The organism is Diaphorobacter sp. B2A2W2, from assembly GCF_056730635.1.
The window spans coordinates 1-21,937 of record NZ_JBWZOR010000014.1 but is presented as its reverse complement, the minus strand read 5'-3'; the positions used below and the strand labels follow the sequence as shown (position 1 = coordinate 21,937).

The window sequence follows — 21,937 nt, the reverse complement described above, 5'->3', positions numbered from 1 at the left end:
CACAGGGACTGCGGCCTGCCCGAACAAAAGGGCGCATGCAGGCCGCCAAGGGCAGTCTGCACGGCCGATTATAAAAATGGGGTGCGCGCGCGTCATCCGCGATGTCCCGTATGCGCGTGCGCCGGGGCCGGAAGGGCAGGCAAAGAAAAGGCGGCCCGCAGGCCGCCTTGCGCACGGAGCGGGCCGTTTCAGGGGTACAGGCCGCGCATCTCGCGCGCATGCAGGATGCGCTTGCAGGCCACGATGAAGGTCGCCGTGCGCAGCGTGACCTTGTTCTCCTGCGCCACCTGCCACACGCCCGCGAAGGCCTCTTTCATGATGCGCACCAGGCGGGCGTTGATCTCGTCCTCGGTCCAGAAGAAGCTGGAGAAGTCCTGCACCCACTCGAAGTAGCTGACCGTCACGCCGCCGGCGTTGGAGATCACGTCGGGCAGCACCAGTACGCCCTTGTCGTTGAGGATGTCGTCGGCCTCAGGGGTGGTGGGGCCGTTGGCGCCCTCGATCACCATCTTGGCCTGGATCCGTCCCGCGTTGTCCTTGGTGATCTGGCTCTCCAGCGCTGCGGGGATCAGGATGTCGCAGGCCACGCCCCAGAAGGCGTCGTTGTCCATGGGCTCGGCGCCGGCGAATCCGCCCACGCCGCCGGTTCGCTGCACGTGCGCCAGCAGCGCCGGCACGTCCAGACCCTTGTCGTTGTGGATGCTGCCGGTGTGGTCCTGCACCGCCACCACCTTGGCGCCGGCCTCGGCAAACAGCTTGCCGGCCGTGCCACCCACGTTGCCAAAGCCCTGCACGGCCACGCGCGCACCCTCGATGGCCATGCCGTTCAGGCGCGCGGCCTCCACGCCCACGGTGAACACGCCGCGGCCCGTGGCCTCCACGCGGCCCAGCGAGCCACCCAGGTCCACGGGCTTGCCCGTGACCACGCCGGTGGCGGTGGTGCCCACGTTCATGGAATAGGTGTCCATCATCCAGGCCATGACCTGGGCGTTGGTGTTCACGTCCGGCGCGGGAATGTCCTTGGAGGGGCCGATGATGATGCCGATCTCGCTGGTGTAGCGGCGCGTCAGGCGCTCCAGCTCGGCCTTCGACAGGGTCTTGGGGTCGACGCGGATGCCGCCCTTGGCGCCACCGTAGGGCACGTTCACGGCCGCGTTCTTGATGCTCATCCAGGCCGACAGGGCCATGACTTCGGACAGGGTCACGTCCTGGTGAAAGCGCACACCGCCCTTGCCCGGGCCTCGGCTGACGTTGTGCTGCACGCGGTAGCCCTCGAAGTGGGCGATGGTGCCGTTGTCCAGCTCAATGGGCACATCCACGATCAGCGCACGCTTGGGGCGCTTCAGCGTCTCCACCCAGCGCGCCAGGCTGCCCAGGTAAGGGGTGACGCGGTCGATTTGCTGCAGATACACCCCCCAGGGGCCGAGGTGGTTGGGGTCCAGATAGGACGGCAGCGCGTGGGTGGGAAGGGGTGGGTTGGGGGTGTTGGACATGCGGAATTCCTTGGGGAATGTCTACCAAGCGAAGCACTTTATGCCTGTCGCCCAGGGCTGTCCAACGCCGCCATGTTTCCATCTAATGCATTCGATGCATAACCTTGCTATGCCCGCGCCTTGGTGAAATTTGCTCCTTTAAAAGGAGCTGTTGGCGCTTGCCATGCAAGCGCTAGAGCCCTATTTGACTGTGAACTTTTCCAGCGCGGGTTCGCCCGGTGGGTAGCGCAGTTCCAACCGCTGCAGCACGCCGCGCAGCACGCTGGCGATCATCAGATTGCGGTGCGTCTTGGAGTCGGCGGGCACGATGGTCCACGGCGCCCACGGGGTGTGCGTGGCGGGCAGGAAGGCCTCATAGGCGCGCTGGTAGGCGTCCCACTGCTCGCGCACCTGGATGTCGCCCATGTCGAACTTCCAGTGTTTGGTGGGGTCGTCCAGGCGCTCCTGCAGGCGCTGGCGCTGCTCGTCCTTGCTGATGTGCAGCATGAACTTCATGACCACCGTGCCCGTTTCGGCCAGCAGCCGCTCGAAGTCGTTGATGTGCGCATAGCGCTGGCGCTGCTGCTCGGGCGTGATCCAGCCGTTCACCACGGGCACCAGCACGTCTTCGTAATGGCTGCGGTTGAACACGGTGAGCTCGCCCGCGCCCGGCACCTGGCGGTGGATGCGCCACAGGTAGTCGTGCGCGCGCTCCAGCTCGGTGGGCGCCTTCCAGCCCACGGCATGCACGCCCAGGGCGCTCATGCGGCCGAACACGCCGCGCACGGTGCCGTCCTTGCCGGCGGTGTCCATGCCCTGCAGCACCACCAGCAGCTTGTAGCGGCGGTCGGCGTACAGCAGGTCCTGCAGCGCGTCCAGCTCCAGCGCCAGCTCCTCCACGCGGGCCTTGTCCAGTGCCTTGTCGCCGCAGGAAAAAGGCTTGGCGCCAGGGTCGTAGTCCTTCAGGTGCAGCGCGCCGTTGTCCTTGTCGGCGTGCTTGCCGTTCTTGTCGTTCTTGCCGTTGCCGCCGTTCGGGGCGAAGTCCTTGGGCTGCCACTGGCGCCATTGCTTGGCCAGCGCGTCGTCGGCGATGTCAAAGGGTGGCAGGTAGGTGGGCATGAACGCTCCTCAAGATGGTCAGTGCCTGGCTATTGTGGCGCCGGGCTGCTGCCGGGGCGCTGGCGCGCCATCAACTCTACGAAGCGGCGTGCGCCCAGGCCCAGCGGGCGCTCGCGCGACCAGACCACGTCCACCCACAACTGGGCGCCGTTGCTCAGGTTCTCCAGGGGCAGTTCCACCAGCGTGCCGGCGGCGATGCGCGGCGCCACCAGCGCGCGCGGCTGCCAGCCCCAGCCCAGGCCGGCCTCGATCAAGCCCAGCGCGGCCAAGTGGCTGTCGGTGCGCCAATGGTGGCGCGCGTAGACGAAGCGCGCATCGGTCTGCCCCAGGTCGCGCCCGGCCACGACGATCTGGCGCGTGCCGGCCAGGTGTTCCTCGCGCAGGCCTGCAGGGCCCGCACCCGCCGCGCGCGGCGCCAGCAGCGGATGTTGCGGCGCGATGACGGCCACCAGGGTTTCGCTGCCCACCTCCTGGAAGTCTTCCCGCCCGTCCAGGCTGGGGCGCTCGAACACCAGCGCGAGCTGGGCGCGCCCGGCATGCAGCAGGGCCAGCGCATCGGCCTGGGGCGCGGCCAGCACCTCCACCTGCAGCAGCGGGTAGTCCTGCGCCAGCGTGGCCAGCGGGCCGTGCCAGCGCGCGGCCAACAGCTCGGGTGCAATGGCCAGGGTCAGGCGCTCCTCCAGCCCCTGGGTCAGCGCCAGCGCCTGGGTATTGAGCTGCTGCAGCTGCGCCGCCAGCGCGCGTGCCTGCGGCTCCAGCGCACGCGCGGCCGCCGTGGGGCGCGGCTCGCGGCCGCTGCGGTCGAACAGGGGCATGTCCAGCTCGGCTTCCAGCTGGGCGATGGCCATGCTCACGGCCGAGGGCACGCGCGACAGCGCCCGCGCCGCGGCGGAGAACGAGCCGCGGTCCAGCACGGCCAGGAACACGAGGACGTTGTCGGAAGTGAAGGCCATGCGCCAATCTATCAATATTTCTGAAAGAAGATGACTTTTTCCTTCAGATTTCACTCCCTATACTGCGCCGCATGAGTGCAACAACACATGCGGTCGGCCTGCAGGGGCCGAAGCGCCGGGTGGTCTTTGTCACCCTTTACGAAATCATCGCGATCATCGTCTCCAGCCTGCTCTTCATGGCCATTGGCCAGGGCGCGGGCGCTTCGGGGGTGATGGCCGTCGTCGCGTCCGCGCTGGCCATCGCCTGGAACGTGACCTTCAACGCCCTGTTCGAGCGCTGGGAGGCGCGCCAGCGCGTCAAGGGCCGCTCCGTACTGCGGCGCGTGGTGCACGCCGTGGGCTTCGAGGGCGGTCTAGCGTTGGTCCTCATCCCACTGATGGCCTGGTGGTTCGGCGTGAGCCTGTGGCAGGCCACGGTGATGGAGGCCGGCCTGCTGCTGTTTTTCCTTGTCTACACCTACGCCTTCAATTGGGCGTTCGACCGCATCTTCGGCCTGCCCGCATCGGCCCAGGCCGTGCCTGCTGCCGCGCCAGCCGGGGTAGCGGTAGGCGCTCCTTAGTTCATAGCTGCTTGCGCTTGACTGGTAAGCGCTAGAGCCATTTTTTACTCTTGCTGTGCAACACCGCCCTGCAGGGAAGGCGGAGCAGCGGTGCGTGCGATGGCGGGCCGCAATAGCGCCACGAACTCGCGCGCCGCGGCGCTGCGCGAGGCGCCGCGGCGCCACAGCAGGCCGGCGCGGCGCACGGTGCGCGGCTCGGTGAGCACGGCGGCGCGCATGTCGGGGCCCGCGTGCAGGGCCGCGTGCTCGGCGGCGATGGTGGCCAGCGGCCCGCTGCGGCAGGCCTGCAGCAGCGCATCCACCGACTCCATCTCCACGCGCACCAGCGGCGTCACGCCCGCCTGGGCGAAGGCCGCGTCGATCAACCGGCGCGTGGCGAAGCTGGCCGGCAGCAGCGCCAGCGGCACGCCCGCCAGCTCGGCCAGCCGCAGGCGCTGCCTGCGCGCCAGCGGGTGGCCCTGGTGCACCACCAGATGCATGCGTTCCTCGAACAGCGGCTCGGCCTCGATCTCCTCGCGGCTGGCCGGATGGAAGGCGATGCCGAGATCCAGCCGGCCGGCGATCAGCAGTTCCTCGATCTGGCCGCTGCGCAGGTCGCGCACGGTGAGCTGCACGCCCGGGTAGCGCGCGCTGAAGGCGGCCACCGCGTCGGGCACGAAGCGCGTGAGGAAGGTGGGGATCACGCCCACCTGGAGCGTGCCGGTCTGCAGCGCGCTCATGTCGGCCACGGCCTGCCGCCCGGCTTCCAGCTCCTGCAGCGCGCGCGCCGCGTGGTCGCGAAAGGCGTGGCCCGCCTGGGACAGGCGCAGCCCGCGCCCCAGGCGGTCAAAGAGCGGCACGCCCAACTCGGCCTCCAGCTGGCGCAGGCCGTGCGAGAGCGTGGACTGCGTGACGAACAGCGCATCCGCCGAGCGGGTGAGGTGCTCGGTCTCGGCCACGCTCAAGAAGTACCGCAACTGGCGTAGTTCCATGGGTGCAATCCGTTCTAAGGGTTAACCCTAAAACCTGTGACTGTTCGATGGTGTCGAACAAAAACTGCAATATATCTCATTGGATTCGCCCCGATGCCAGCGCTAAGGTCATGGCCCGTAACGCTTTTTTCCGCCACGGCCCGCTTTCCATGATGACTTCTCCTTCCGCTTCCGTGCTGCGCATCGAACGCATCCAGGCACGCATCCTGGACATCCCCACGATCCGCCCGCACAAGCTCTCGTTCGGCGCCATCCAGCGCCAGAGCCCCGTGATCGTGCAGCTGTGGCTGAGCGATGGCGCCAGCGGCTTCGGCGAGGCCGCGACCATCGGCGGCCCCTCGTGGAACGAGGAATCGCCCGAGAGCATCCGGCATGCCATCGACAGCTACCTCGCGCCTGCCGTGATCGGCCAGGACGCGGGCCGCTTCGAGCAGTTGCTGCAGCGCATGGATCAGGCCTGCAAGGGCAACCGCTTTGCCAAGAGCGCCGTGGAGCAGGCCGCCATCGACGCCGTGGCGCGCAGCATGGGCCTGCCCGTGTGGCAACTGCTGGGCGGCAAGCAGCGCGAGAGCCTGCCCCTGGCGTGGACGCTGGCCAGCGGCGACTCCGCCAAGGACATCGAGGAGGCCGAGAAGATGCTGGCCGCGCGCCGCCACCGCATCTTCAAGCTCAAGATCGGCGCGCGCGCGCCGCAGGACGACGTGGCGCACGTGGCACGCATCGCCCGCGCGCTGGACGGCCGCGCCAGCATGACGGTGGACGTGAACCAGGCCTGGGACGGCGCCACCGCGCGCCGCTACCTGCCCGAGATGATCGACGCCGGTGTGGGCCTGATCGAGCAGCCCGTGGCCCAGTGGAACGAGGAGGCGCTGCGCCAGCTCACCGCCACGCTGCCCCACACCGCGCTGGTGATGGCCGACGAGACCGTCTGCACGCCGCAGGACGCGATGCGCCTGGCGCGCCATAACGCCTGCCACGTGTTCTCGCTCAAGATCGCCAAGCACGGCGGCCTGCTGCGCACGCGCGCCGTGGCCGACGTGGCGCGCGCCGCCGACATCGGCTGGTACGGCGGCACGATGCTGGAGACCTCCGTCGGCAGCGCTGCCTCGGCCCATGTGTTTGCGACGCTGGGCGGCACGCACCACAACTGCGAGCTGTTCGGCCCGCAGCTGCTGGTGGACGACATCGTGGAGCAGCAGATGGTCCTTTCCGACTTCGCGCTGCAGTTGCCCGACGGGCCGGGCTTCGGCCTCACCGTGGTGCCCGAGCGGCTCGACCGCTTCGACCGTGCACGCCAGGGCCTCACGCCCGTGCACGTGGACCTGGGCCGCGCCAGCGCGCAGCCCGCCTGAACCCCTTTTTTTGCCAGGAGAAACCCAGATGCTGTTCCTCGTTCGCATGGATGTGAAGATTCCCCACGACCTGCCCGCCGCGCAGGCCGACGAAATCAAGGCCCGCGAGAAGAAGTACTCGCAAGACCTGCAGCGTGACGGCCGCTGGCGCCACATCTGGCGCGTGGTGGGCGAGTACGCCAACTACAGCGTGTTCGACGTGCAGTCCAACGACGAGCTGCACCAGCTGCTGTCGCAACTGCCGCTGTTCCCCTACATGGACATCCACGTGACGCCGCTGGCGAACCACCCTTCAGCCATCGTGCAAGAAGGCGCCGCCGGCTGACGCACGGCCCCCCGACACCCCACATTCCATCCCACAGGAGAGAGACATGGCCGAATACACCGCCCAGCAGTTGCTGGACATCGTCAACACCGTGCACGTGGCCGAGGGCAATGCCCGCGTGCGCCAGATCACGCAGCGCATCGTCACGGACCTGTTCCGCACCATCGAAGACCTGGACGTGACGCCCGACGAGTTCTGGGCCGGCGTGGGCTGGCTCACGCGCCTGGGCGCCGCCGGTCAGACGGGCCTGATCACCGCCGGCCTGGGCTTTGACCGCCTGATCGACATCCGCATGGACGAGGCCGACGAGCGCGCCCAGCGCGCCGCGGGCACGCCGCGCGCCATCGAGGGCCCGTTGTTCGTGGCCGGCGCGCCGCTGTCCGAGCGCGAGGTGCGCCTGGACGAAGGTGAGGAGCCGCCCCGCGGCGAGGTGGTGGTGATGGAAGGCCGCGTGCTCGACACCGCGGGCCAGCCCGTGGCCGGCGCGCTGGTGGACGTGTGGCACGCCAACGAGCTGGGCCGCTACTCGCACTTCGACCCCGACCAGGCGCCCTACCACCTGCGCCGCAAGATCCGCACGGGGGCGGACGGCAGCTATCGCTTTCGCAGCTTCATCCCGCCGGGCTACGCCATCCCGCCGGGCAGCCCCACGGCCGAACTGTTCGACGCCCTGGGCCGCCATGGCAACCGCCCCGCGCACATCCACTTCCTGGTGGTAGCAGAAGGCCTGCGCACGCTGACCACGCAGGTCAACATTCCGGGCGACAGCTTCTTGGACGACGACTTCGCCTTCGCCACGCGCGACGGCCTGGTGGTCACGCTGGAGCCGGGCACGCCCGCCGCCGGCTATGAATCGCTGGGCATCAGCGCGCCGTTCACCCGCGTGCGCTTTGACTTCGTGCTGCAAAAGGCCCTGTCGGCCGACGAGCAGCGCCCCGAGGCACGCATGGACCGCGTGGCCGCCGCCTGACATCCTGGACCTGAGGTAGACACACCATGACTTTCTCCCGCCGCATTGCCCTGCTGGGCGCCTGCACCCTGGCCGCCGCCGGCCTGCTGCCCGCTGCCGCCATGGCGCAGCCCGACGCCAACTGGCCTGCCAAGCCCATCAAGTGGGTCGTGCCCTTCCCTCCGGGCGGCGCCATGGACGTGATTGCCCGCACGCTGGGCGAGAAGGCCGGCCGCACGCTGGGCCAGCCCTTCGTGATCGAGAACCGCCCCGGCGCGGGCGGCAACATCGGCGCCGACGCCGTGGCCAAGTCGCCGGCCGATGGCTACACCATCATGATCACGTCCATCGGCATGGCCACCAACAAGGCGCTGTACCCGCGCCTGAGCTACGACCCGGTGAAGGACTTCGCGCCCATCAGCCTGCTGGCCATCGTGCCCAACGTGCTGGTGGTGAACACCGCCAAGACGACCGACAAGTCCGTGGCCGACGTGGTCGCCCATGCCAAGCGCGACCCCGGCAAGCTCACCTATGCCTCGGCCGGCAACGGCACCTCCATTCACCTGGCGGGCGAGGTGTTCGCCTCCATGGCCGGGCTGAACCTGCTGCACGTGCCTTACAAGGGCAGCGGCCCGGCCGTGACCGACATGCTGGGCGGCCAGGTGGACCTGATGTTCGACAGCATCACCTCGGCGCGCCCGCACATCCAGGCCGGCAAGCTGCGCGCGCTGGGCGTGACCAGCGCCAAGCGATCGGCCACGCTGCCCGACGTGCCCACCATCGCCGAGGCCGGCGTGCCGGGCTACGAGGTCTCGCCCTGGTTTGCCGTGTTCGCGCCCGCGGGCACGCCGGCGGCCATCGTGAACAAGATCAACGCCGCGCTGATCGACGCCATGAAGCAGCCCGATACCGTGGCCAAGTTCGAGACCATCGGCGCCGAGCCCATCGGCACCACGCCGCAGCAGCTGGCCACGCACCTGGACAAGGAGCTGGCCCGCTGGGGCGCGCTGATCAAGGAGCGCAACATCCGCATGGATTGATAGCGAAGTTGCTATGAAATAAGGAGCTTCCAGCGCTTGATAGAAGCGCGCTGGAAGCTCTTTTGGCTTGTAATGTGCGGCCGCGCCTACCGCGGCACGAGGAACACGGTCTTTTCCGACACCTGCGCCCGGTCGCCCAGCGCCTGTACGTCCAGGTGCACGGTGTGCGAACCGGCGGGCGCGGCGCCATAGGGCACCTGCAGCCGCACCGCCACCCAGCGCGACTCGGCGGGGCCGATCTCCACTTCGGGCTCCGAGGCCACCTGTAGCCCCTGCAGGCCGCTGGCCGTGATGCGGTAGCGCTGGGGCTGCTCGGTGGCATTCATGACCTGCACGCGGTAGATGTTCTCCAGTTGCCCACCCGCCACCACGCGCGAGAGCGCGGCACGGTCGCGCACCACATCCACCTTCAGCGGCGTGCGCGTGACCAGGCTGGCCAGCATGGCCGTGCACAGCGCCAGCAGCACGGCGCTGTAGAACAGCACGCGCGGACGCAGCACGCGGCGCAGCATCTGTGCGCTGCTCCAGCGGTTTTGCATGCCGTTTTGCGTGGCGTAGCGTATCAACCCGCGCGGGTACTGCACCTTGTCCATCACGGTGTTGCAGGCGTCCACGCACATGCCGCAGCCGATGCATTCGTACTGCAGGCCCTTGCGGATGTCGATGCCCGTGGGGCACACCTGCACGCACAGCGAGCAGTCGATGCAGTCGCCCAGGCCGGCGGCCTTGGCGTCCACCTTCTTGCTGCGCGCGGCGCGCGGCTCGCCGCGCTGGGTGTCGTAGGTGACGATCAGCGTATCCTTGTCGAACATCGCGCTCTGAAAGCGTGCATACGGGCACATGTACTTGCACACCTGCTCGCGCATGTAGCCCGCAAAGCCATAGGTTGCGAAGCTGTAGAACCCCACCCAGAAGATCTGCCAGGTGCCGTGCAGCGCCAGCAGCTCGCCGCCCAGCTGGCGGATCGGCACGAAGTAGCCCACGAACGTGAATCCGGTCCATAGCGCCACCGACACCCAGGCGAGCTGCTTGAGCGTCTTGCGCCACAGCTTCTCGAAGGTCCACGGGCCCTTGTCCAGGCGCATACGCGCGCTGCGGTCGCCTTCGGTCAGGCGCTCCAGCCACAGGAACAGCTCGGTGTACACCGTCTGCGGGCAGGCAAAACCGCACCACAGCCGCCCCGCCACCGCCGTGAACAGGAACAGCGACAGCGCCGACATGATGAGCAGGCCGGTGAGGTAGATGAAGTCCTGCGGGTACAGCACCAGGCCGAACAGGTAAAAGCGCCGCGCGCCCAGGTCGAACAGCACCATCTGGCGCTCGCCCCACTGCCACCAGGGCAGGCCGTAGAACACCCCCTGGGTGAGCAGCACCAGTGCCCAGCGCCAGCGCGTGAACACGCCGCCGATGGCGCGCGGGTAGATCTTCTTCTTGGCTTCGTACAGGTCGACGTAGACGTCGCGTTCGGCAGCGGGGGGCTGGGTCTGTGGGGCGGGCATGGAAGGGGGCGTGGTTGTGATGGTCTTGGGCGAAGGGCGGTCGATCAGGCGCTGGCGCTGTCCTCGCCGATCAGCAGCCGCGTGGCGCTCAGGAAGCGGTGCGGCGGCACCTCCAGGTTCGTCGGTGCGGGCTTGTTGCGGTACACGCGCCCCGCGTTGTCGAACGTGGAGCCATGGCAGGGGCAGAAGAAGCCCCCGGGCCAGCCCGCGCCTAGGCCGGACTGCGGCGCGCCCGGGGCCACGGCCGTGGGCGAGCAACCCAGGTGCGTGCAGATGCCGATGGCCACGAAGACCTCCGGCTGGATGGAGCGGTGGGTATTGCGCGCGTAGTCGGGCTGCTGGTCCTTGGCCGATGCGGGGTCGGCCAACTGTGCCTCCAGCCCCTGCAGCGACTGCAGCATCTCCGGCGTGCGCCGCACGATCCAGACGGGTTTGCCGCGCCACTCCACCGTGAACATGCCGCCCGGCGGCAAGCCGGCGATGTCCACCTCCACGGCTGCGCCCAGGGAGCGTGCGCGTTCGCTGGGCGCCAGGCTGCTGACCAGGGGCACGGCCGCGCCGACGGCGGCCAGACCCCCGGCGGCGGCCGTGGCGTGGATCAGGGTGCGGCGTTCTGCGTCGGGCGCAGCGCAGGTGCACGAGGCGGGCAGGGCAGTCATGGCGATTCCTTCACGATGGGCGCGGCCAAAGGACCGCGCGCTTGCTTGTCCTGACTCAAGAGCCGTGCCAGCCTGGCTGCGCGGCACTGCGTGCGAAATCCCTATGTGGAACAAAGGCTTACATCCACCCACGGAGTCAGCGCTGCCATGGTGGACGGCAGAAACACTGCCAATGCATGCCATTTGTGACACCATATGTCACCATGGCCGACACTCCTGATCTTTCTCCCACCCCGGCGCAGGTGGCGCAGACCGCGCTGCTTGCCTCCTGGCTGGAGGGGCTGCCCGAGCCGCACATCCTGTTCGACCGCGGCTACCGCATCGTGGCCGCCAACGGCGCCTACCGTCGCCAGTTCGGCCAGGGCGCGCCGGTGGTGGGGCGCACTTGCCATGCGGTCTCGCACCATTCGCCCGTGCCGTGCGACCAGGCGGGCGAGACCTGCCCGCTGGCGCGCTCGCTCTTCAGTGGCCAGCGCGAGCGCGTGCTGCACCTGCACCACACCCCGGCGGGCGAGGAATACGTGCAGATCGAACTGGTGCCGCTGCGCGACGAGGCGGGCCAGCCTCAGTACTTTCTGGAGAAGATGGAGCCGCTGCGCATTGCCCAGGGGCAGCCGGGCGCGCCGGGCATGATCGGGCGCGCGCCCGCGTTCCAGGCCGTGCTGGAGCTGATCGCGCGCGTGGGCCCGTCGCAGGCCAGCGTGCTGCTGCTGGGCGAGTCGGGCACGGGCAAGGAGCTGGCCGCGCGCGCCGTGCACGAGGCCAGCCCCCGCGCGGGGCGGCCGCTGGTGGTGGTGGACTGCGCCAGCCTGCCCGAGACGCTGTTCGAGAGCGAACTGTTCGGCCACGAGCGTGGCGCCTTCACCGGCGCCCATGCCGCACGCGCCGGCCTGGTGGAGGCGGCGCACGGCGGCACGCTGTTCCTGGACGAGGTGGGCGACATCCCGCTCACCATGCAGGTCAAGCTGCTGCGTTTGCTGGAAAGCGGCACCTACCGCCGCGTGGGCCACACCGAGCTGCGCCGCGCGGACATCCGCCTGGTGGCGGCCACCCACCGCGACCTGCGCGCCATGGTGCGCGAGGGGCGGTTTCGCCAGGACCTGTACTACCGCCTGAGCACCTTTCCCATCCAGCTGCCCGCGCTGCGCGAACGCCCGCAGGACATTCCGCTGCTGGCGGAATCGCTCCTGCAGCGCGTGGCCGGGGGGCGGGGCCTGGTGCTTGCGCCCGCGGCGCTGCGCCGGCTGGCGCAGCACCCCTTCCCCGGCAACGTACGCGAGCTGCGCAACGTGCTGGAACGTGCCGCGCTGCTGACCGACGGCGCGGTGGTGACCGCCCATACGATCGAGCGCGCGCTCTCGTTCGATGCGCCCGCGGCGGCGCCGGCCCGCGCTGCGCAGCAGCCCGACCATGCCACCCTGCGTGACATCGAATCCGAGGCCCTGCGCGCGGCGCTGGCGGGGGGGGCCGCGTCGCGTCGCGAATTGGCGCGCGCCCTGGGGGTCAGCACGCGCACGCTGTACCGCAAACTGCGACTGTTACGGGAGCAGGGCTGATGCTCCTTGTTTGATAGCTTTCAGCGCTTGCTGTGGCTGGCTTGCGGTCTGTTTTTGCTTGAAACAGCCACCGGCCCGTGTAGGGGCCATGTTCTGGGCGCACAGTGCACGCGGGGGTATATCCATATGCCTGCCCCCCAAAGGTGGGCCGCGTAGAATTCGACGCTTTCCCGAGGAGCGCTGCAGCGCCCGCCGGCCGGGGCCGTACAGGCGGCCCGCGCGTGGCGGCGTCAGGCTCGGGCCCACCGCGGCATGCAGCCGTGCGTGTACCAACGGCGCTCACCTGATGTGTCTGTTCTTGTTATCCAGGTGAGCCCCATGCCGTCGTCCGCCCCCGCATCTTCCGTCCCTTCGCACGCCGTGCCGCCCATGCGCCTGTCGGGGCTGGAGCCCGTGTTCATCGGCGAGGGGAGCTTGTTCGTCAACGTGGGCGAGCGCACCAACGTCACCGGCTCCAAGGCGTTCGCGCGCATGATCCTGAACGACCAGTACGAGCAGGCACTGTCGGTGGCGCGCCAGCAGGTGGAAAACGGCGCGCAGATCATCGATGTGAACATGGACGAGGCCATGCTGGACAGCAAGGCCGCGATGGTGCGTTTCCTGAACCTCATTGCCTCCGAGCCCGACATCGCCCGGGTGCCGGTGATGGTGGACAGCTCCAAGTGGGAGGTCATCGAGGCCGGCCTGCGCTGCCTGCAGGGCAAGGGCATCGTCAACTCCATCAGCATGAAGGAGGGCGTGGAGGAGTTCAAGCGCCAGGCCAAGCTGATCCGCCGCTACGGCGCGGCCGCCGTGGTCATGGCCTTCGACGAGAAGGGCCAGGCCGACACCTTCGCACGCAAGACCGAGATCTGCGAGCGCGCCTACCGCATCCTGGTGGACGAGGTGGGCATGGCGCCCGAGGACATCATCTTCGACCCCAACATCTTCGCCATCGCCACGGGCATCGAAGAGCACGCCAACTACGCCGTGGACTTCATCGAGGCCGTGCGCTGGATCAAGCAGCATCTGCCGGGTGCCAAGGTGTCGGGCGGCGTGTCCAACGTGTCGTTCAGCTTCCGCGGCAACGAGCCGGTGCGCGAGGCGATCCACACCGTGTTCCTGTACCACGCCATCAAGGCCGGCATGGACATGGGCATCGTCAACGCGGGCATGGTCGGCGTTTACGACGACCTCGACCCTGAGCTGCGCGAGCGTGTGGAAGACGTGGTGTTGAACCGCCGCCCCGACGCGGCCGAACGCCTGCTGGAGATTGCCGAGGCCGCCAAGGGCGCCGCCAAGGACGACAGCAAGAAGCTGGAGTGGCGCGGCACACCCGAGGCGCCCAAGTCCGTGGGCGAGCGCCTGTCGCATGCGCTGGTACACGGCATCACCGACTTCATCGTCGAAGACACCGAGGAGGCCTACCAGCAGATCGTGGTGCAAGGCGGCGGCCGCCCGCTGCACGTGATCGAAGGCCCGCTGATGGACGGCATGAACATCGTGGGCGACCTGTTCGGAGCGGGCAAGATGTTCCTGCCGCAGGTGGTCAAGAGCGCCCGCGTGATGAAGCAGGCCGTGGCCCACCTGATCCCTTACATCGAGGAAGAAAAGCGCCAGCAGGAAGCCGCCGGCCTGGACGTGTCCAGCAAGGGCAAGATCGTCATCGCCACCGTGAAGGGCGACGTGCATGACATCGGCAAGAACATCGTGACCGTCGTCCTGCAGTGCAACAACTTCGAGGTCATCAACATGGGCGTGATGGTGCCCTGCCATGAAATCCTGGCGCGCGCCAAGGCCGAAGGCGCGGACATCATCGGCCTGTCGGGCCTCATCACGCCCAGCCTGGAAGAGATGCAGTACGTGGCCGGCGAGATGGACAAGGACGAGTACTTCCGCATCAAGAAGATTCCATTGCTGATCGGCGGCGCCACCTGCTCGCGCGTGCACACGGCCGTCAAGATCGCGCCGCAGTACCAGGGCCCCGTGGTCTACGTGCCCGATGCCTCGCGCAGCGTGAGCGTGGCGCAGAGCCTGCTGGGCGAGCAAAAGGACAGCTACCTGGCGGAGGTGCAGGCCGACTACGACCATGTGCGCCACCTGCATGCCAACAAGAAGAAGACGCCGGTGTGGCCGCTGGCGCAGTGCCGCGCCAACAAGACGCGCATCGACTGGGCGCATTACCAGCCGCCGGCGCCCAAGTTCATCGGCCGGCGCGTGATCAAGAACATCGACCTGGCCGAGCTGGTGCCCTTCATCGACTGGGCGCCGTACTTCCAGACCTGGGACCTGGCCGGCAAGTACCCCGACATCCTGCAGGACGAGGTGGTGGGCGAGGAAGCCACGCGCGTCTTCCGCGACGCACAGGCCATGCTCAAGAAGATCGTGGAGGGCCGCTGGCTCACGGCCCACGCCGTGGTGGGCTTCTGGCCCGCCAACACCGTGCGCGATGACGACATCGAGCTGTATGCCGATGCCGTGCGCGACAAGGTCGTGCTCACCTGGTACGGCCTGCGCCAGCAGGCCGAGAAGCAGCCCGACGCCGAGGGCCGCATGCGCCCCAGCCGCTGCCTGGCCGACTTCATCGCGCCTCGCCCGGAGGGTGGCGCACCCACGCAGGCCGACCACATTGGCGCGTTTGCCGTCACTGCCGGCATCGGCGTGGATGCCAAGGTGGCCGAGTTCATGGCCGACCACGACGACTACAACGCCATCACCCTCAAGGCCCTGGCCGACCGCCTGGCCGAGGCCGGTGCCGAATGGCTGCACCACCGCGTGCGCACCGACTGGTGGGGCTACCAGGCGGGCGAGCAGCTGTCCAACGACGAACTGATCGCCGAGAAGTACGTGGGCATCCGCCCCGCGCCGGGCTACCCCGCATGCCCCGATCACCGGGTGAAGAAGCCGCTGTTTGCATTGCTGGGCACGGCCGACGTGGACATGGACATTACCGACAGCTACGCCATGACGCCCGCGGCCAGTGTGAGCGGCTTTTACTTCAGCCACCCCGAGAGCACCTACTTCAGCGTCGGCAAGATCGACGATGCGCAGGTGCAGGACATGGCCCAGCGCAGCGGAGTGCCCCTGGCCGAGGTGGAGCGCGCGCTTGCGCCGAATCTGGGGCTATAGCGCCTGGTCGGCGCAGGCCATGCCAAGATCGACCCATGAACCTGCGCCTGCTGACACACCACACTGCCCCCCTGCTGCTGGCGGCCTGGATGCCGCTGGCTGCCTGGGCGAACCCGTCCTGGCTGACGGCTGACGGGCGCCCCCTGCCGGCTGCGCATGAAGCGGTGCGCTGGCTCAACGAAGCCGCAGCCGATGGGCTGGAGCCGGCCGACTATGGCGCGCAGCACCTGAGTGATGCGCTGGCGGCCGCAGCCGCCCGCGGCCTGGATGCCGCCTCCGCCGTGGCGCTCGACCAGGAGCTGACGCAGGCCGTGGAGCGCTACCTGTATGAGCTGCACGGCGGGCGCATCGATCCGGCACGGCTCAACGAGCGCTACGACCACTCCCGCCGCCCCCAGCCCGACCTGCGCGCCGCGCTGCAGACCGCGCTGGCCGACGGCCAGATCCAGCAGGCGCGGGACGCGGCCATCCCTCGCGTGCCCATGTACCCGGCGCTGCGCGCACTGCTGGCGCAGTACCGCGCGATGGGCGCTCACCCTGCCTGGGCGCAGCCGCTGCCCGCGCTGCCGGGCCGCAAGCTCACGCCGGGCCAGCCCTGGGAGGGCCTGGGCGTGCTGGCCGAGCGGCTGGTGGCGTTGGGCGACCTGCCGCCGCAGCCCACGGGCGAGCCGCCCGCAGCGTCCGCGCCGGCGCAATACACCCCCGCATTGGTCGAGGCCGTCACGGCCTTCCAGCGCCGCCACGGGCTGGAGGCGGACGGGGTGCTGGGCGCGACCACGCTGGCGGCGCTGAATGTGCCCCCGGCCGCACGCGCCGAGCAGATCGCGCTGCAGATGGAGCGCCTGCGCTGGACGCCCGTGCTGCAGGGCCCGCGCATGATCGCCGTGAACGTGCCCGAATACCGCCTGCGCGCCTATGAGTACGCGGGTGGCAGGATCACGCTGCGCCTGTCCATGGCGGTCATCGTCGGCAAGGCGCTGGATACGCGCACGCCGCTGTTCGATGAGGACATGCAGTCCATCGAATTCAGTCCGTACTGGAACATCCCGCCGTCCATCGCCCGCGGCGAAACCGTGCCGCGCCTGCGCCGCGACCCGGGCTACCTGGCACGGCAGGGCATGGAGTTCGTCAGCGCGGTGGGAGTGAGCACCGACGCTACACCCGAGATGCTGGGCGCCGTGCTGGCAGGCCAGGCGCGCATACGCCAGCGCCCGGGGCCGCTGAACGCGCTGGGCGATATCAAGTTCGTGCTGCCCAACAACGACAACATCTACCTGCACCACACCTCGGCGCCCACGCTGTTCGGCCGCAGCCGGCGCGACCTGAGCCACGGCTGCGTGCGTGTCGAGGAGCCGGTGGCGCTCGCCCAGTTCGTGTTGCAGGACGATCCCACCTGGACCGTGGAGCGCATCCGTGCGGCCATGGCGCAGCCCAAGCCTGTGTTCGTACGGCTGCCGCATCCGGTGCCGGTCATCATCACGCACATCACCGTGGTGGTGCAGGACGGCCGTCCGCACTTCTATGGCGACCTGTACGGCCATGACCGCAAGCTCGCCAGCCTGCTGCGCCAGCATTCGGCAAAACCCTACGATGCGGTCCGCGCGGGTAGTGCTGCCGGGGTGATCGGTCCAAAATAGCGCGTTTTTTCGCTTTTTCGAGGTTTTTCGCGCATGGCTCCACCGCACAACCCCCACCGCCGTCTATTCCTGGGGCGCGGCGCCGCCGTCGCGCACGCCGCAGCGGCCGCGGTGCTGCTGCCCAAGGCGGCGTTGGCGTCGCTCAGCGAAGCGCAGGACCTTGCGCGGCGCCTGGCCTTCAACCACCTGCACACCCATGAGCGGCTGGCGCTGGTCTACGCCCAGGGCGAACAATTCGTTCCCGCGGCGCTGCCCACGCTCAACCACTTCCTGCGCGACCACTACAGCGGCGACGTCGGCGTGATGGACCCGGACCTGTTCCACCTGCTGCACCGCGTGCGACAGACGCTGCAGACGCAGCAGCCGTTCGAGGTGATCTCCGGCTACCGCAGCCCCCACACCAACGAGACGCTGCGCACCACGCGCGGCGGCGGTGTGGCGCGGCGCAGCCTGCACATGGACGGCAAGGCCATCGACGTGCGCCTGCCCGGCGTGTCCCTGAGCGACCTGCGCGACGCCGCCATCTCCCTGCGGGCGGGCGGCGTGGGCTACTACGCCCGGGAACAGTTCGTGCACATCGACACCGGACGTGTGCGCAGCTGGTAAGCCTCTGCGCCGCAAGAGAACCAAGGCCCCGCATGCGGGGCCTTTTTCATGTCTGAGGAAGGGCGCTAGCTACACCGGGTCGCCCGGCGCCGCCATCTCCAGCTGCATCATGATCATGTTGACCAGCGTGTGCACCGTGGGCCGGCCGGTCTCGATGACGTAGTGCGCGGCCTCGCGGTACAGCGGGTCCCGCGCGCGGTAGAGGTCGCGCAGGCGGGCCAGCGGGTCGTCCACCTGCAGCAGGGGGCGCGTGCGGTCGTGCTTGATGCGCTTGAAGATCTCGTCGGGCGAAGCGCGCAGGTACATCACATGGGGAAAGCCGCGGCGCAGCGTGGCGCGGTTGTCCTCGCGCAGCACGGCGCCGCCGCCGGTGGACAGCACCATGCCGCCGGGTTGGGCGGCCAGCTCGGCCAGCAGCGCAGCCTCGTGGTCGCGAAAGGCCGCTTCGCCATGCTGGTCGAAATAGTCGCGGATGCTGGTGCCCAGCCGCTGCTCCAGCCGCTGGTCCAGGTCCACGAAGGGAAGCCCCAGACGGCGGGCGAGCTGGCGGCCCACCGTGGATTTGCCCGAGCCCGGCATGCCGACCAGGGCGCAACGCGTTTGCATGCTTGTCTGTCGTGGTGAGTGAAGACTGGGAAGTGTAAGAGCGTCCACCTGGTCCGTGCGGCAGCCGGTGCGCAGCCGGCTATCGGCTTGCGCCGACAGGGGGCCGGGCCCGCACTGTTCACAATCGGGCCATGCCACTGTCCCTGCAGAGCCTCAAATCTATTGCCCAGCCACTGCTGCAGCGAGTGTTGCAGCCCATTGCGCCGCTGGTGCGCGCCGTGCAGATGTGGCTGGACGCCGACGGCCTGCGCATGAGCGCGGCGATGTCGTTCTACGGCATGCTGAGCCTGGCGCCGCTGTTGCTGTTGCTGGTGGGTGTGCTCGGGTGGTGGATCGACCAGGCCTACCTGGAGAGCAACCTCATCGCCCAGGTGCGCGGGGTGATGGGCGAGCGCGGCGCCGAGGTGGTGCGCCTGGCGCTGGCCAGCGCGCAGGAGCCGGCCGAGGGGCGCCTCGCGTCGGTGGCCGGCTTCGTGTTGCTGCTGTCCGGCGCGACGGGGGTGTTCGTGGAGCTGCAGAGCGCGCTGGAGCGGCTGTGGGCGCACGGCCAGCCCGCGCCCGAGCGCAAGGCGTGGTGGCGCATGGCCTCGCTGCGCCTGCGGGGCCTGGCCTATGTGCTGGCCATCGGCTTTCTGCTGCTGGTGTCGCTGGTGTTGTCCACGGCCATCAACGTGCTGGCCACCTGGGCCAGCGCGCGGCTGCCGTTCGGCTCGGGCACGCTGCTGCAGATCGTCAATGAGGCCGTGGCCTTCGCCGTGGCGGTGGCGCTGTTCTTGGGGCTGATGCGCATCGGCAGCGGCCCCAAGCCGCCCACGCATTGCCTGGTATTCGGCGCGGTGGTGGGCGCCACGCTGTTCACGGTGGGCAAGCAGTTGCTGGCGCTGTACCTGTCCACCGCGGCGGTGGTGTCGGCCTATGGCGCTGCGGGCTCGCTGGTGGTGCTGCTGATGTGGATCTACTTTTCGTCCGCGGTGCTGCTGTTCTCGGCCGCCAGCGCGCGGGCGCTGCACGAAACGCGTACCGCCGCCTCCGCGCCGGCGGGCCGTTGACCGCTGATTACGTCCGTTACGCCGCGCGCGGTTTTGTGAAGCAGGGCCGGCGTTAGCCTTGGCGCCGGTGCCGTGGCGGCTGCATGCGCAGCCCGCGGCTTTTCTTCTGGCAACCGAACGAGCACATGCATTCCACCTCTGCTTCCTCCGCCGCAGCCCCGTCCGCGGCTTCGCTCAAATGGCTGTGGGCCGCCGTGGGCGTGCTGGGCGTGAGTGTGCTGGCCCTGGGTGGCACGCTGCTGGCGCAGAACCTGCGCGGCGGTCCGCCTGCTGGCGACTCCGCGGCCAGCGGACCGGCTGCCACGCTGGCAGCCACCGCGCCGCGCACGCCCGAGGCGGAAGTGTTGAATGAAAAAGCGCCTCCAGCCCAGTCTCAGCAAGCGATGGCAGCTCTCGATTCAGGAGCAAATCCCGTAGCCCGGCGCGCAGCAGCGCCGCCTTCTCCACAGGCGTATCCACAGGACGACCCACAGACGTATGCACAGGGCTATCCACAGCCGGGGGTATCGCCCTCGCCAGTGCCAACCCAGCGCGGCGAACCGCTGCAGCGGGCCGTGGCGCAGCGCAGTGCGGCGCCGGTGTGTGCCACCTGCGGGCGGGTGGAGTCGGTGCGCGCTGTCGAGCAGGCCGCGCCGGCCACGGGCGTGGGCGCGGTGGCCGGCGGTGTGCTGGGGGGCGTGCTGGGCAACCAGATCGGCAAGGGATCGGGCCGCACCGCGGCCACGGTGCTGGGCGCCGTGGGCGGCGGCTACGTGGGCCACAAGGTGGAGCAGCGCGCCCGTACCACCACGGTCTACCAGATGCGCGTGCGCATGGATGACGGTTCGGTGCGCAACTTCACGCGCGCCCAGCCGCTGGCCGAGGGCACGGCCGTGCGCGTGCAGGGCAAGAGCCTGCGCGTGGACCCGGGGGCGGACGCCGACCGTGCGGGCGTGGAGCCGGTGCGCGTAGTGGACCGGGGCTATTGAGCGCAGGGGTTGCGTTTGACGAGCGCGGCCACGCAGGCGCTACAAAAATAAAAGCGGCCTGCGCTTGCGGGCAGGCCGTTTTGAAGGGGGATTGGCGTTGGATCGCCTGTGAGCAAGCGCCAATAGCTCCTATTTTGCTAGCAGACCGGCGCGGCCAGGGCCGCGTGCGTCACTTCTCCACGAAGGCGCGCTCGATCACGAAGTCGCCGGGGCGCGTGGTGTTGCCTTCCTCGAAGTCGCGCTTTTCCAGCAGTTCCTTGAGCGAGGCCAGCATCTCCGGGCTGCCGCAGAGCATCACGCGGTCTTCCAGCGGATTGAGTTCGGGCAGGCCCAGGTCGGCGGCCAGTTTGCCGCTGTCGATCAGGTCGGGGATGCGGCCCTGGTTGCGGAAGGGCTCGCGCGTGACCGTGGGGTAGTACTTGAGCTGCTTGGTGATCAGCTCGCCCAGGAACTCATGCTGGGGCAGTTCCTTGGTGATGTAGTCGTGGTAGGCCAGCTCGGCCACCTGGCGCACGCCGTGGATCAGGATCACCTGCTCGAACTTCTCGTACGTCTCGGGGTCGCGGATCACGCTCAGGAACGGCGCCAGGCCCGTGCCCGTGGACATCAGGTACAGCCGCTTGGCGGGCAGCAGGTAGTCGATGAGCAGCGTGCCCGTGGGCTTCTTGCCCACGATGATGGAGTCGCCCACCTGGATGTGCTGCAGGCGCGAGGTCAGCGGGCCGTCCGGCACCTTGATGGAGAGGAACTCCAGGTGCTCCTCGTAGTTGGCGCTGACGATGCTGTAGGCGCGCAGCAGCGGCTTGCCGTCCACCTTCAGGCCGATCATGGTGAAGTGGCCGTTGGAGAACCGCAGCGCCGGGTCGCGCGTGGTGGTGAAGGAGAACAGGCGGTCGGTCCAGTGGTGTACGGTCAGTACACGCTCTTCGTGAAATGCGCTCATGGATGGGTGCCAGAAAAATGAACGAAAACAGGGCGAACGGGAGCCGTGGGGGCAGGGCCGGTGGCGTTAGTGTCGCGGCTTTGATATGCGCTCTCGGCATAAGCCGACATTTGCGCTGTGTCCACGGCACCCGTCAAGCATCGCGTGCGGGCGTTGGCTGCCCCCTGCCATGCGGGCAAACCCGCACATTGTCGGGCAAACTCGTGGCAGCGGTACAGTTGCGTTGCCCGGAAGCTGACCTGTGGCAAAGGATTCGACCATGCACAAGCCCTTCACCCCCCTGCTCGCCCTGCTGTTTGCAGGTGGCGCCTATGCGCAGGGGGCCTACACGATCGGGGAGATCAACAGCTACAAGGCCCAGCCCGCCTTCCTGGAGCCCTACAAGAAGGGCATGGAACTGGCGGTCGAGCAGATCAATGCGGCCGGCGGCATCCAGGGCAAGCAACTGCGGCTGGTCACGCGCGACGACAACGCCACCCCCGGCGACGCGGTGCGCGCGGCCGAGGAACTGATCGCGCGCGAGAAGGTGGATGTGCTCATGGGCAGCTTTCTGTCGCACGTGGGC

At 68.9% G+C, this 21,937-nt stretch carries 20 protein-coding genes and 1 riboswitch; of the genes, 12 read left to right on the top strand and 8 right to left on the bottom strand.

Translation table 11 applies throughout. The features are described from left to right. Positions 1-188: 188 nt before the first annotated feature. From AC1PPL_RS17955 to AC1PPL_RS17945, 3 genes are all read right to left on the bottom strand, one after another. Positions 189-1,493: a Glu/Leu/Phe/Val family dehydrogenase gene (locus AC1PPL_RS17955; RefSeq protein WP_479973835.1), complete on the bottom strand. Its 1,305-nt coding sequence runs from the start codon at positions 1,491-1,493 to the stop codon at positions 189-191. A 180-nt stretch (positions 1,494-1,673) separates the two neighbouring features. Then, a complete protein-coding gene (locus tag AC1PPL_RS17950; RefSeq protein WP_287803907.1) occupies positions 1,674-2,591 on the bottom strand; it encodes a PPK2 family polyphosphate kinase in 918 nt (305 codons plus the stop codon). A gap of 29 nt (positions 2,592-2,620) precedes the next feature. Then, a complete protein-coding gene (locus AC1PPL_RS17945; protein WP_012655259.1) occupies positions 2,621-3,544 on the bottom strand; it encodes a LysR family transcriptional regulator in 924 nt (307 codons plus the stop codon). 71 nt (positions 3,545-3,615) lie between these two features. On the opposite strand from AC1PPL_RS17945, the gene AC1PPL_RS17940 reads away from it, so the two are divergent. Beyond that, positions 3,616-4,104 carry a PACE efflux transporter gene (locus AC1PPL_RS17940; protein ID WP_220638303.1) on the top strand — a complete coding sequence of 163 codons (489 nt, stop codon included), beginning with the start codon at positions 3,616-3,618 and terminating at the stop codon, positions 4,102-4,104. A gap of 44 nt (positions 4,105-4,148) precedes the next feature. Here AC1PPL_RS17940 and cynR read toward each other — a convergent pair whose 3' ends face one another. Continuing rightward, positions 4,149-5,075 carry a transcriptional regulator CynR gene (gene cynR, locus AC1PPL_RS17935; protein WP_012655261.1) on the bottom strand — a complete coding sequence of 309 codons (927 nt, stop codon included), beginning with the start codon at positions 5,073-5,075 and terminating at the stop codon, positions 4,149-4,151. A gap of 149 nt (positions 5,076-5,224) precedes the next feature. On the opposite strand from cynR, the gene AC1PPL_RS17930 reads away from it, so the two are divergent. From AC1PPL_RS17930 to AC1PPL_RS17915, 4 genes are read left to right on the top strand one after another with little or no spacing between them, the layout of a single operon-like run. Beyond that, positions 5,225-6,427: a muconate cycloisomerase family protein gene (locus AC1PPL_RS17930; RefSeq protein ID WP_479973834.1), complete on the top strand. Its 1,203-nt coding sequence runs from the start codon at positions 5,225-5,227 to the stop codon at positions 6,425-6,427. A gap of 28 nt (positions 6,428-6,455) precedes the next feature. Next, positions 6,456-6,752, top strand: coding sequence for a muconolactone Delta-isomerase (gene catC / locus AC1PPL_RS17925; RefSeq protein WP_011803610.1), 297 nt, complete (start codon positions 6,456-6,458; stop codon positions 6,750-6,752). 46 nt (positions 6,753-6,798) lie between these two features. Further along, positions 6,799-7,722 carry a dioxygenase family protein gene (locus AC1PPL_RS17920; protein WP_479973833.1) on the top strand — a complete coding sequence of 308 codons (924 nt, stop codon included), beginning with the start codon at positions 6,799-6,801 and terminating at the stop codon, positions 7,720-7,722. A gap of 26 nt (positions 7,723-7,748) precedes the next feature. Further along, complete coding sequence (locus AC1PPL_RS17915; protein ID WP_479973832.1) at positions 7,749-8,741, top strand: tripartite tricarboxylate transporter substrate binding protein; 993 nt, start codon at positions 7,749-7,751, stop codon at positions 8,739-8,741. Between the two features lie 86 nt (positions 8,742-8,827). Here AC1PPL_RS17915 and ccoG read toward each other — a convergent pair whose 3' ends face one another. After that, entirely contained in the window at positions 8,828-10,240 is a 1,413-nt protein-coding gene (gene ccoG / locus AC1PPL_RS17910) for a cytochrome c oxidase accessory protein CcoG (RefSeq protein WP_252101635.1), read from the bottom strand. Between the two features lie 44 nt (positions 10,241-10,284). Further along, a complete protein-coding gene (petA, locus tag AC1PPL_RS17905) occupies positions 10,285-10,899 on the bottom strand; it encodes a ubiquinol-cytochrome c reductase iron-sulfur subunit (protein WP_479973831.1) in 615 nt (204 codons plus the stop codon). A 203-nt stretch (positions 10,900-11,102) separates the two neighbouring features. Here petA and AC1PPL_RS17900 point away from each other — a divergent pair, with 203 nt between their 5' ends. The 4 genes from AC1PPL_RS17900 to mepK all read left to right on the top strand — a co-directional run bounded on the left by AC1PPL_RS17900 (position 11,103) and on the right by mepK (position 17,806). Continuing rightward, positions 11,103-12,455 carry a sigma-54 interaction domain-containing protein gene (locus AC1PPL_RS17900; protein ID WP_047350179.1) on the top strand — a complete coding sequence of 451 codons (1,353 nt, stop codon included), beginning with the start codon at positions 11,103-11,105 and terminating at the stop codon, positions 12,453-12,455. 166 nt (positions 12,456-12,621) lie between these two features. Continuing rightward, positions 12,622-12,743, top strand: a riboswitch (S-adenosyl-L-homocysteine riboswitch). A gap of 30 nt (positions 12,744-12,773) precedes the next feature. Next, entirely contained in the window at positions 12,774-15,563 is a 2,790-nt protein-coding gene (metH, locus tag AC1PPL_RS17895; protein WP_479973830.1) for a methionine synthase, read from the top strand. Positions 15,564-15,598: 35 nt separating this feature from the next. After that, complete coding sequence (locus AC1PPL_RS17890; protein ID WP_479973829.1) at positions 15,599-17,200, top strand: L,D-transpeptidase family protein; 1,602 nt, start codon at positions 15,599-15,601, stop codon at positions 17,198-17,200. 33 nt (positions 17,201-17,233) lie between these two features. Continuing rightward, entirely contained in the window at positions 17,234-17,806 is a 573-nt protein-coding gene (gene mepK / locus AC1PPL_RS17885) for a peptidoglycan L,D-endopeptidase MepK (RefSeq protein WP_172205309.1), read from the top strand. A gap of 69 nt (positions 17,807-17,875) precedes the next feature. Here the strand turns inward: mepK and AC1PPL_RS17880 are convergent, their stop codons facing one another. Further along, entirely contained in the window at positions 17,876-18,412 is a 537-nt protein-coding gene (locus AC1PPL_RS17880) for a shikimate kinase (RefSeq protein WP_012655272.1), read from the bottom strand. A 131-nt stretch (positions 18,413-18,543) separates the two neighbouring features. Here AC1PPL_RS17880 and AC1PPL_RS17875 point away from each other — a divergent pair, with 131 nt between their 5' ends. Then, positions 18,544-19,461 carry a YihY/virulence factor BrkB family protein gene (locus AC1PPL_RS17875; RefSeq protein ID WP_088887911.1) on the top strand — a complete coding sequence of 306 codons (918 nt, stop codon included), beginning with the start codon at positions 18,544-18,546 and terminating at the stop codon, positions 19,459-19,461. Between the two features lie 125 nt (positions 19,462-19,586). Next, positions 19,587-20,429, top strand: coding sequence for an outer membrane lipoprotein (locus AC1PPL_RS17870; protein ID WP_479973828.1), 843 nt, complete (start codon positions 19,587-19,589; stop codon positions 20,427-20,429). A gap of 169 nt (positions 20,430-20,598) precedes the next feature. Here the strand turns inward: AC1PPL_RS17870 and AC1PPL_RS17865 are convergent, their stop codons facing one another. Next, on the bottom strand, positions 20,599-21,372 hold the full coding sequence (locus AC1PPL_RS17865; RefSeq protein ID WP_088887909.1) for a ferredoxin--NADP reductase: 774 nt from the start codon (positions 21,370-21,372) through the stop codon (positions 20,599-20,601). Between the two features lie 259 nt (positions 21,373-21,631). On the opposite strand from AC1PPL_RS17865, the gene AC1PPL_RS17860 reads away from it, so the two are divergent. Next, positions 21,632-21,937, top strand: a 306-nt coding sequence (locus AC1PPL_RS17860) for an ABC transporter substrate-binding protein (protein ID WP_479973827.1), incomplete at its 3' end; no start/stop codon positions are given.